The sequence below is a fragment of the Desulfovibrio sp. genome (assembly GCF_047607245.1).
Lineage (GTDB): Bacteria > Desulfobacterota > Desulfovibrionia > Desulfovibrionales > Desulfovibrionaceae > Desulfovibrio.
Genome location: NZ_JASGDK010000107.1, coordinates 26316 through 37662, shown reverse-complemented (window position 1 = coordinate 37662; position 11347 = coordinate 26316). Strand labels below are relative to the sequence as shown.

Annotated in this window: 7 protein-coding genes; 1 reads left to right on the top strand and 6 read right to left on the bottom strand. The window is 55.6% G+C overall.

The features are described 5' to 3' along the window. Positions 1 to 16 precede the first annotated feature (16 nt). From groL to QM579_RS09045, 4 genes are all read right to left on the bottom strand, one after another. Positions 17 to 1666 (bottom strand): chaperonin GroEL, encoded by a 1650-nt coding sequence (groL, locus tag QM579_RS09060; protein ID WP_414998840.1) that lies wholly within the window; start codon positions 1664 to 1666, stop codon positions 17 to 19. 41 nt (positions 1667 to 1707) lie between these two features. Then, a complete protein-coding gene (gene groES / locus QM579_RS09055) occupies positions 1708 to 1995 on the bottom strand; it encodes a co-chaperone GroES (protein ID WP_183718285.1) in 288 nt (95 codons plus the stop codon). 203 nt (positions 1996 to 2198) lie between these two features. Then, complete coding sequence (locus QM579_RS09050) at positions 2199 to 2327, bottom strand: hypothetical protein (protein ID WP_414998839.1); 129 nt, start codon at positions 2325 to 2327, stop codon at positions 2199 to 2201. Positions 2328 to 2754: 427 nt separating this feature from the next. Further along, positions 2755 to 5571 carry an FAD-binding and (Fe-S)-binding domain-containing protein gene (locus QM579_RS09045; protein WP_414998838.1) on the bottom strand — a complete coding sequence of 939 codons (2817 nt, stop codon included), beginning with the start codon at positions 5569 to 5571 and terminating at the stop codon, positions 2755 to 2757. 91 nt (positions 5572 to 5662) lie between these two features. On the opposite strand from QM579_RS09045, the gene QM579_RS09040 reads away from it, so the two are divergent. Further along, the gene (locus QM579_RS09040) at positions 5663 to 5854 is read left to right on the top strand and encodes a hypothetical protein (protein WP_414998837.1); all 192 of its coding nucleotides are present in this window, start codon (positions 5663 to 5665) and stop codon (positions 5852 to 5854) included. Between the two features lie 178 nt (positions 5855 to 6032). On the opposite strand, the gene fdhF is transcribed toward QM579_RS09040, so the two are convergent. Next, a complete protein-coding gene (gene fdhF / locus QM579_RS09035; RefSeq protein WP_414998836.1) occupies positions 6033 to 8813 on the bottom strand; it encodes a formate dehydrogenase subunit alpha in 2781 nt (926 codons plus the stop codon). 319 nt (positions 8814 to 9132) lie between these two features. After that, entirely contained in the window at positions 9133 to 10992 is a 1860-nt protein-coding gene (locus QM579_RS09030; RefSeq protein ID WP_414998835.1) for an FAD-dependent oxidoreductase, read from the bottom strand. Positions 10993 to 11347: the final 355 nt, after the last annotated feature.

Genomic DNA, 11347 nt, shown 5'->3' with positions numbered 1-11347 from the left:
GAAGCTGGGGGCTGGCTTAGTACATGCCGCCCATGCCGCCCATGCCACCCATACCGCCCATGTCAGGCATGGCGGCTTCTTTCTTGGGTTCGGGCTTTTCAGCAATGGCGCATTCGGTGGTCAGCAGCAGGGAAGCCACGGAAGCGGCGTTCTGCAGAGCTGTACGGGTAACCTTTTTGGGGTCGATTACGCCAGCCTTGATGAGGTCTTCGTAGTCGCCGGTAGCGGCGTTGAAACCGAAGCCATCTTTGCCGTCACGCACTTTTTCAACCACAATGGAGCCTTCAAAGCCGGCATTGTGGGCGATCTGACGCAGGGGTTCTTCGATAGCACGGCGGATGATGTTCACGCCAGCCAGTTCGTCGTCGTCAGCGGGCTTGATGTCGCAAAGGACTTTGGCCACGCGGATGAGGGCGGTACCGCCGCCAGGCACAATACCTTCTTCCACGGCAGCGCGGGTGGCATTGAGGGCGTCTTCAACGCGGTCTTTCTTTTCCTTCATTTCCACTTCGGTGGCAGCGCCCACATGAACCACGGCTACGCCGCCCACCAGCTTGGCAAGGCGTTCCTGCAGCTTTTCGCGGTCATAGTCAGAGGTGCTGTCTTCGATCTGGGCGCGAATCTGCTTCACACGGGCCTTGATGTCGTCGCCCTTGCCAGCGCCGTCAACAACGGTGGTGTTTTCTTTGTCGATGACCACGCGCTTGGCGGTGCCAAGTTCGGCGAGGGTCATGCTTTCAAGCTTGGAGCCGGTGTCGTCGGAAGCCACCTGGCCGCCGGTGAGCACAGCGATGTCCTGAAGCATGGCCTTGCGGCGGTCGCCAAAGCCGGGGGCCTTCACGGCCACAACCTGCAGGGCGCCACGCAGCTTGTTGACCACCAGAGTGGCCAGGGCTTCGCCTTCCACGTCTTCAGCGATGATCATCAGGGGGCGGTTCACCTTGGCAACCTGCTCAAGCACGGGCAGCATGTCTTTCATGCTGGAGATTTTCTTTTCCGTGCACAGGATGTAGGGGTTGTCCATTTCGCAAACCATCTTTTCGGGATTGGTCACGAAGTAGGGGGACAGGTAGCCGCGGTCAAAGCGCATGCCTTCCACCACGTCCATAGTGGTTTCGAGACCCTTGGCTTCTTCAACGGTGATGACGCCTTCCTTGCCCACTTTGGACATGGCTTCGGCAATGATGTTGCCGATGGTGGTGTCAGAGTTGGCGGAAATGGTGCCGATCTGGGCAATTTCCTTCTGGTCGCGGGTGGGCTTGGCAAGATTGGCCAGCTCAGCGATCAGACCTTCAACAGCCTTGTCGATGCCGCGCTTGATGGCCATGGGGTTGCGGCCAGCGGCCACAAGCTTGATGCCTTCGCGGTAAATGGCCTGCGCCAGAATGGTGGCGGTGGTGGTACCGTCGCCAGCGGCGTCGGAAGTTTTGGAGGCCACTTCCTTAACGAGCTGAGCGCCCATATTTTCGAATCTGTCAGACAGTTCGATTTCTTTGGCAACCGTCACGCCGTCCTTGGTGATAACGGGAGCGCCGAAGGACTTTTCAATAGCCACGTTACGGCCCTTGGGTCCAAGGGTAACCTTAACGGCGTTGGCAAGCTTATCTACGCCACGGGAAAGTTTTTCACGGGCTTTAACGTCAAAGAAAATTTCTTTAGCAGACATTGGGACATTTCCTCCTAAATGGTAATTCGCAAAGGTGGGAGCTAGTCGATGATGGCGAGAATGTCTTCTTCACGCATGACCAGATGGTCAACGCCGTCAAGCTTCACTTCAGTACCAGCGTACTTGTTGAACAGCACTTCGTCGCCAGCCTTGACGGCCAGAGGGGCGCGCTCGCCATTATCCCCTACCTTGCCGGGACCCACGGCCACAACCTGACCCTTGGACGGCTTTTCTTTAGCCGTATCAGGAATGAACAGGCCACCGGCGGTCTTTTCTTCGGATTCAAGGCGTTTGACCAGAACACGGTCGTTAAGGGGTTTCAGCTTCATGACGTCAGATCCTCCCGGAAATGTTATTATTGTCCCTTGGGGGACACAGCATTGGACGCAAACAAGCGGCCGCGCTGGAAATATTGCGCGTTACAGGCCATGATGAACATGCTGTCCAATCGGGCCCCGCACCAGTCATGAAATAAGACACGCTGGCGGGTTGAAAAGGGGCATGTGTAGATTTTTTTTTACATTTTTTCTAACTACGTAAAATAATAAAGAATTACGTAGATGAAAAAAGAATCCGCACGCCCGGCATTTCCGGCATCCGGCCCTTCGGCTACCCGGTAAACCGGGACGCCGGACAGCGAAATATCTTCGCGGGCTGTCACGTCCTCGGCACCATACGTGATTGGCGGGCAAAGTAAAGTGCCACACATACAAAAGCACTGCGGACTGTAATTAATCCGGGGATCACCGTGCTACCGGGTACTGTTTTTGGCAGGTGAGTTTGACAGGCTGCTACCAAAGACCGTTGCTCATTATATACAACTTGCACAGGGTTGTGCGCAAAGTATGCCGCATCTGTAACACCTGAAGCTGGTTGCGTTTGAAAAGCGCTGCGTACAGCACATTCAATGCTTCACCGTGAAATCACGATGCTGCTGCATTTGCATCACGGCGGTGCGGCAGCTTGCCTGACTTGTGATCCTTGGGATTTTTAGCATGTTGATGACAAGCCGTAGCTGGGCAACTTTAAAGGGCCGCTGAGTGCATCAGCGGCCCTTGTATTATCAGGCTAGGGTAGACGGCTTGCGGCTACACGCTGGCTTCGTCGACCAGGAAGACAATGGAGTAATACGGGATGCCGCTATGCAGAGAAAGGCCGATCTGACATGTGCGGCTTGAGGAATAGCCCACTTCGCATGTGCTGACCTGCATGCGCAGGCCCTTGAGTGCAGACTCGTTGAGTTCTGGGTGAGTAAAGCCTCTATCGCCAGCCCAGCCGCAGCAATTGATGCCGTCTGGAACTATGACGTTTTCAGCGCACATCTTGGCCAGTTTTTCAAGCTTGCCCTCAAGACCCATCTTGCGCACAGAGCAGGTGGCATGCAGAGCAATGGTTTTAGGCAGTTTGGTAAACTTGAGGCAACCGTCCATCTTTTCAAGAATGAATTCAATGGGCTCCATCAGGGTAAGTGACGGGTCAAGGGTCTGCTTCATGTGCAGCAGGCAGGGGCTGGTTTCGCACAGCACAGGGTATTGGCCGTTATTGCTGGCTTCCTTGAGGGCGGCTTCCAGTTCCTGTTCTTTTTTATGCGCCGCGTCGGAAAGTCCCTTGCTGGCAAAGGCCATGCCGCAGCAGAGTTTGTCCAGATTCTTGGGCAGAATAACATCGTAGCCGCCCTTGAGCAGCACGCTGATCACAGCTTCCGGCTCAGTTCTGCGGTCTGTATGTTCTTCGCCGGGACCCATATTACGGGCTATGCAACTGGGGAAGTAGACCACTCTTTTGGGGTTGGCGCTGTGCGTTTCAGGCAGGCGTATCTTGCTGCCGCCTGTGGGCATGTCTTTGTTCCACAAGGGAGCCTTGTTGAAGGTGATGCAGCGCAGCAACCGTGAACCATTTTCCATAAAGGTGCTGCCAAGAGCGCGGTGCAGCTTGTCTACGCCAGTAAGAGCCAGCGACATGGCACGGCAGGTTCCGGCAAAGTGATCAGCAATGCTGCCGGCAATTTTGTTGCTGAGTTTGCCAGCGTCCTTTTTACGCAAACTTTTGATGAATACGCCAGTATCCACGCCCGCGGGGCAGCGGGGACGGCACAGGCTGTCGGCGGCGCAGGTGGCTTTGGCCATGTACTCATATTGTTTTTCAAGCTTTTTCAGTTCCTTGCTGTCTGGCGTGATTTCACGCAGGCGGCATATTTCGCGGTAGGCAGTAATGCGCTGGCGCGGTGTAAGTGTGAGGTCACGTGATGGGCAGACAGACTCGCAGAAGCCGCACTCCATACACTTGTCCACAAGCTCGTCAGCGGGATGCAAGGGCTTGAGGTTCTTGATGTGCCCCTGCGGGTCGGAATTCATGAGTACGCCAGGATTAAGGATGCTTTTGGGGTCCAGCAGTTCCTTGATGGATTTCATAATGGAGTAGGCGGCTGCGCCCCATTCCATTTCCACAAAGGGGGCCACGTTACGGCCTGTGCCGTGTTCTGCCTTGAGAGAACCGTCGTACTTTTCAGTGATGAGCTTGCAGAAGTCGTCCATAAAGGCCGCATAGCGGGCCACTTCTGTGGGCGAGCCGAAGTCCTGCCAGAAGACGAAGTGCAGGTTGCCGTCTCTGGCATGGCCGAACAGAGGGGCCACTGTGTAGCCGTGATGGGCGAACAGGGCTTGCAGGTCGGCGGCGGCTTCACCAAGGCGCTCAAGGGGAAAGGCCACGTCTTCGATGACAATGGATGTGCCCACAGGGCGCATGCCGCCCACCGAAGCCAGAATGCCCTTACGAATCAGCCACAGTTTGCTGTATTCTTCGACCTTGTCGGTAAAGGCGTGGGGACGCACAAATTGCACATCCTTGAAGGCGTCATTGATGGTGGCGATGTTTTTGTCCAGCTCTTCCTTGGTTGAGGCACGGGTTTCAACCAGCAGGGAGCAGACGGCGTCGTCCAGAGTGTCCAGCCCTTCGGGCAGACCGGGCGTGCCCTCTACCGAGCGCAGAGAAGCTCTGTCCATCAGTTCCGCCGATGATACAGGCAGAGTAGCCACTGCCGAGGCAAGGTCACAGGCTGCCGTGATGGTAGGCAGCAACATGAGGGCAGAAGCCTTGAAGGGAGCTTCTTCCACTGTGCGGTAGGTCACCTCGGCGATGAAGCCCAGCGTGCCTTCGGAGCCCACCATGAGGTGCTGCAGGATTTCAAAGGGCTCTTCATAATCAACGAGGGCGTTAATGCTGTAGCCTGTGGTGTTCTTGATCTTGAACTTGCGGCGAATACGGTCTGCCAGGGCGGCATCATCCATGATTTTTTTGCGCAAATTCTTCAGGCCTTCAAGTATATGCCCGTGAGTTTTGGCAAAGGCGGCACGGCTTTTGGCGTCTGCCGTATCCACGAGGGTGCCGTCGGACAAAACCATACGGGTGGAAAGCACGGTTTTGTAAGAGTTGTCGGAGGTGCCACAGCACATACCGCTGGCATTGTTGGCAAAAATGCCGCCGATAAAACAGCTGTCTATGGAGGCCGGATCAGGGCCTATTTTTTTGCCGAATTCTGCCAAAATTTTGTTGGCGCCAGAGCCGATGATGCCGGGCTGAAGGGTAATTTTTTCTGCCTGCTCGCCCACGCGCCAGTTTTTCCAGCCTTGCCCGATGCGCACCAGTACGGAGTCCGTCACTGCCTGGCCTGAAAGGCTGGTGCCAGCCGCACGAAAAGTCACGGGGACGCGCAGGCGGTCTGCCACACCCATGAGCTGAACAATTTCGGCTTCATCCAGGGCGTCCACCACCAGCTGTGGTGTGAGGCGGTAGACGCTGGCGTCAGTGCCATAGGCCAGCAAGCGTAGCGGGTCAGTATATATGCGATTTTTAGGAATAAAGGCTGAGATTGCTTCGTAAAATTCTTTGTAGGGTGATGTAAGCATCAGAGATCCTCCAGGGCAGGGTGCACCTGCGATGAGTTGCAGATATTAGTGATCCAAATTACCTATTGTTAATGAAAATCACCAGCAAAAAATGCATGATAAAGCGGAAAGATCAAAAAATGATAATAAAAAATCGTTGCGGCAACATGCCATTGCCGCTGGTTATATGATAGAAATGCGAATTATTTCTAATATTATGGGATGTTATGAATACAAAAAACAGTCCGGTATTACCGGGCTGTTTTATAAACTGAAGCATATGATTTTTAGCGACGGGATTTGATCGTCCCTGCAGGCAGTGAAAATACCAGCCAAACACTGCACAGAGTATTGCGGTGCAGCCGTAGTCAAAACCCCTTGCATGCTTTCCCGCGGCAGACAAGGTTGCTGCAACAGGTCGTCGTAATCAAGCGCAGCCCTGCCATAGCGCCCGATGTTGAGGCTGGCAGGGCTGCGCTGAATTATCTGGGGGCAGCGTCAGGCGCTTCAGCTTTTTCAACCTTTACAGCGCATGCCTTGTATTCGGCAGTTTTGGTGATCGGGTCCATCGCCGGATTGGTAAGCCAGTTGGCGTTGCTTTCTCGAAAGTGAAAAGCCATCCATACCATGCCCAACGGCATGTCGTCTGTCACCTTGGCTCGCACCAGTACAGATCCCCGGCGGGAAGATACGCGAATGGTCTCGCCGTCTGCAATTTTCAGGCGGGCGGCATCGGCAGTGGAGATATCTGCCGTATCGTGTCCCATAAGCGTGTTGAGACCTTTGCTGCGGCCTGTTTGCGTGCGTGTATGGTAGTGATAGAGCCGTCTGCCGGAACTGAGCACAAAGGGGTATTCCGTATCAGCCACTTCAGCGGCGGCTGTCCATTTTACCGACACAAAAAGCCCCTTGCCTCGCGTGAACGCCCCGTCCTTGTGCAGCACCGGGGTGCCGGGATGGTCTTCGTGCGTGCAGGGCCATTGCAGACCGTCGCCCTCAATTCGCCGATATTTGATACCCCGGAACAGCTCGGCCAGCACTGATATTTCATTGTCCCACAAATCCTGGGCCGAGTCGGACTTCCACTGGTGGCCAAAGCGAGCCGCCAGTTGCTTGAAAATCCACCAGTCCATCTTGGCTTGACCTGGAGCGGGGCTAACGGCGCGCACCCGGCTGATACGGCGCTCACTATTGCTGAAAGTGCCGTCTTTTTCACCCCAGGCCGCGGCAGGCAGAATCACATGGGCGAACCGCGTTGTTTCATTGGGAAAGATATCCTGAACTACCAGAAATTCGGCAGAAGACAGGCAGCTTTCCACATGGCTGATATCAGGCTCAGTGTTGGCGAGGTTTTCGCCAAAAATGTACATGGCCCTGATTTTCTTTGACTTGAGGCCATCCAGCATGTCAGGCATCATCATGCCCGGCCCGGCAGGCAGGGATGTGCCCCAGAAATGCTCCAGGTTTTCTCTCGCGGCTTTGTCTGCCACTTTGCCGTATCCGGGGTAGGTATCGGGCAGAGCGCCCATATCACATGAACCCTGCACGTTGTTCTGGCCACGCAAGGGGTTCACGCCGCCCAGCGGCTTGCCCATATTGCCCAGCAACATTTGCAGCGAGGCGCAGGCCAGCACGTTATTAACACCGCAGGTATGCTCCGTAATGCCAAGCGTATAGGCCAGCATGGCTGGCCTGACCGAAGCAAGATCACGGGCTGTGCGTTCTATGACTTCCGGGGCAATGCCACAGACGGGCGCGGCCTGCTCAGGGGTGCAGTCAGCAACATTGCGTCGAAGTTCTTCAAAACCGGTAGTATGCCGCGCCACAAAATGCTTGTCGTACAGATCATCCCGGATGAGCACATGCATGATGGCATTGAGCAGGGCAATATCCGAACCCACACGGAGCTGCAGGTGGGTTTCCGCCTCCTTGGCGATGGCAGTGCGGCGAGGGTCGGCAACAATCAGTCGGCAGCCATTGCGCACAGCCTGTTTAACAAGGGTTCCCGCCACGGGGTGAGCCTCCGTGATATTGGAACCTATGAGCAGCAGCATTTTGGCTTCGCCCAGATGGGCAAAGCTGTTTGTCATAGCACCTGAACCAAACGATGTGGCCAGACCGGCCACGGTGGGAGCGTGTCAGGTACGCGCGCAGTGATCAATATTATTGGTCTTGAACACCGCGCGAAAGAGTTTTTGCATCTGGTAGTTATCTTCGTTGATACTACGGGCACATGCCACCCCGGCCACTGCATCCGGGCCGTGATTCTCAATGGTTTCAGAAAATTTTGCGGCTATGAGATCCAGGGCTTCGTCCCAGGAGGCTTTTCTGAATGAGCCATCCTGACGGCGAATAAGTGGATCGGTAAGCCTTTCCTTGCTGTAGATAAAGTCATAGCCGAAGCGACCCTTGACGCACAGGCTGCCCTTGTTGGGACTGGCGTTTTCGACGCCGTTGACTTCGATAATACGGTTTTCCTTGACGGACAGGTTCAACTGGCAACCAACGCCGCAGTAAGGGCAGGTGGTGCGCACGGTATCTATCTTGTCTTCACGCACAGCAAGGCCGTAAGCTTTTTTGGCTGTAAGCGCTCCGGTGGGGCATGCCTGAACACACTCGCCACAGTGGGTACAGCGTGTGTAGTCCACCACAGGCCACCAGGATTCTTTCTCAGCCCGACGGCCAAATTGCGGTGGAATGGCATCATTAACCTGAATGGCCGAACAGACAGAGGCGCACCGCCCGCACTGCACGCAACGGCTGAAGTCGCGTGTGATCATAGGGTGCTCGTCATCCAGCGGAAAGTGCCCGGGTTCCGGCACAAGGTCCTTCACGGGCACGTTGCACTTCATTGTCAGGGCCTGCAATTGGCATTTGCCTTCGGCAGGGCAGGGATGCTCACGGTGCGGCATGGCCCCTGCCGTTTTTTGATATGGAGGCCAAAGATCGGGGGGTAGCTTGCGCAAGAAACAATCGTGCCTGCCTTCAGCCACCAGCAGAGAAAGAATGCTTTTGCGCGTAGCCCGCACAAGCGGGGAATCGGTTTCAATTACCATACCGTCTTCAGCCGGCGCAGAACATGCGGGTAGCAGCCGATCACGTCCTTTCACTTCAACGGAACAGATGCGACACACCTTGCCGTGCCCGGTTTTGGGCAACCAGCACAAGGTGGGAATATAAATGCCGAGAGCCTCGGCAACGTCCAGTATGGTCTGCCCAGGCTGAAAGGATGCCTGTGTTCCATTGATGGTGACAGATAACATAGAAACTCCCGTTTGGCCGTGGCGGCCTGTCCATCATAATTCCGCAGCACTGTCAGGGCATTTCATGCTTGGAATGCCTGTAAGGATTTGTCTGCAAATCGTTGTTGCAAATCAGGCACTGGCGTGTGCCCGCCGCAAAGCGGTTATCAGGCCGCGATCGATTCTCGTGGCGGATTCTACGATGTGCGGCATTGCTGTGAATGGCACATCTCTATCCGCACCGCTGGCGTCTGCACACATACCGGGGAAAAGCATTGGCGATTGCGCCAGTATGTTTTGCGCGTATTTTGAAAAAAATCAATTAAATATGTGCTGAAATCTAGTGTGCCGTCATAACAACGCGCAGGCAGCGCAAGCAACGTGACGATTCGCGCACGGCCTCCCACTCCAGCGGATCAGTTTCCACCTCGGTGAAGCCGTGCAGGCGTTCACGCAAGGGGATGGCATGAATTGGCATGGGCGGCGTTGGATCTTCCAGGGGGGCAGGCTCATTTGTGTCCAGCATATTTATGCCCATGAGAATTTGCTCAAGTTCTTCCCTTGAAGAGGGACCCTCGGCAGAGTCGTTCAAATGGGCCGCAATGTGCGTGGCTGCGCGTTTGCCAGCGGCCAGAGCGGCAATAAGGGAGCTCGGGCCTGTCACGCAGTCCCCGCCACCAAAGATGCGGGGCAGGGTGTTGACTTCGCCCGTAATTTCATGCGCGTCGAGGGTGCGGTACTTGTTCAGAGCGCCATCCTTGCCTTTAAGAATGACTTCCAGAGCCACTTTTTGTCCAATGGCGTACACGATGGCGTCGCAGGGCAGTTCGTAGTCGGCCCCTTCAACCGCAACAGGACGTCGCCGGCCGGAATCGTCGGCAGCGCCCAATTCCATTTTCTGGCAGACAAGCCCGGTAACGCGACCGTCTCTGCTTTCGATGCGCAGGGGAGCAGCCAGAAATGTAAAGAGCGTGCCTTCTTCTTTGGCTTCTTCAATTTCCACCGGGTCCGCGGGCATTTCAGCCTCAGTGCGACGATAAACCACACGCACTTCCTTGAAGCCGTGGCGAAGGGCAGTGCGGGCGCAGTCCATTGCCACGTTGCCGCCGCCCACCACCACAAGGCGAGTTCCAGTCACGGCCTGCCTGCCTCGGGTCGCTTCATGTAGATAATGGATGCCGCTGAGGTAGCCCTGCGGGCAGCTATCTTCGCCTTCGCAGCGCATGCCCGGCGCGTGGGGCGCGCCAGCAGCGATAAATACCGCTTCAAAGCCCTCTTCATGCAGCTGGTCCAAAGAAATGTCGCGTCCAATTTCAACGCCATTGCGAATCTCGCAACCAGCGGCGGCCACCACATTTACCTCGCGCACCAGAACAGCGGGCGGCAGGCGAAAATCGGGAATACCGAACTTGGCCATGCCGCCACAGACGTCATGCCGTTCAAAAATTGTGGGCGCAGCACCCAAAAGAGAAAGATAGTACGCACAAGACAAGCCTGCTGGCCCACCGCCAATGATGGCAACCTTTTTGGCAGTTGCAGGAGGATTTTGAGGCCCAGACAGGCTATTGAGGGCGGCATTACGGTCAAACAAAAAGCGCTTGAGGTTACGGATGGCCACTGGCGCGCCTTTAAGCCCGCGCTTGCAGGCGGATTCACAGGGGCGCTCGCACACGCGGCCAATGGTGCCGGGCATGGGGCAATTGTTCATAACCAGCTCCAGACCTTTTTCAAAGCGTCTGAAACGAATTTCTTCAATATAATCAGGAATATTAACGTGTCCTGGACAGGCATTGACGCAAGGGGCGGTGATCAGGCTGGTGTAGTTGCCGCCCGCGGTCTTTCTGGCCTTGAGCAGATGCGGTGCCTGTTCCAGCACATCCAGCAGAGGCTGGGGCGACGTCTGGCCAATATCGCAGCGGGCACTGGTACGAATCATCGCAGCCAGTTCGCGCAGATAGTCCTGATCGTCCGGGCGCTCCTGCCCCTGGCAGATTTCGGCAAGCCTTACTGCAATGCGCTTGAGGCCGCTGCGGCAGGGAAAACACTGGCCACAGGATTCTCCGGCTGCAACGTCATAATATGCGCGCAACATGTCGAGGATGTCGACAGTGTCATCGTTGACCGTCAGGCCGCCCCAGCCCATAAAGGCTTTATGGGCTTCACCGACCTTACTTCCTCTCCAGGTGTCCATAGTTGGCATGGTTGTCTCCCGCGTTCTTCTGCCTGGATGTCGTATGCGCCAATGCTAGCACTTTGACGGCTCGAGGCAAAGACGGCCCAAACGGAAAGCAGTATTCCGCCGGAGCCGCCTCAAAAATTTCATTCAGTTTTGAACCGGAGGAAGCAACTATTTTGTCGTGGCTTCCTGCGCGGCTAAATCATGCCGGGACAAGCTGGGCCTGCCCCGGCATTTCAAGAATCTTTTGGTTTTCAGGTATTGAGATTTGGCATCCCAATACTTCCAGGTATCAATTCAAGCAGTTGAACGTGCTCCTAAGCCGTGCATGCATGTTCCAAACGGATGCTTGCGTGTGCAGGGTCAGAGCTGTTTTTAA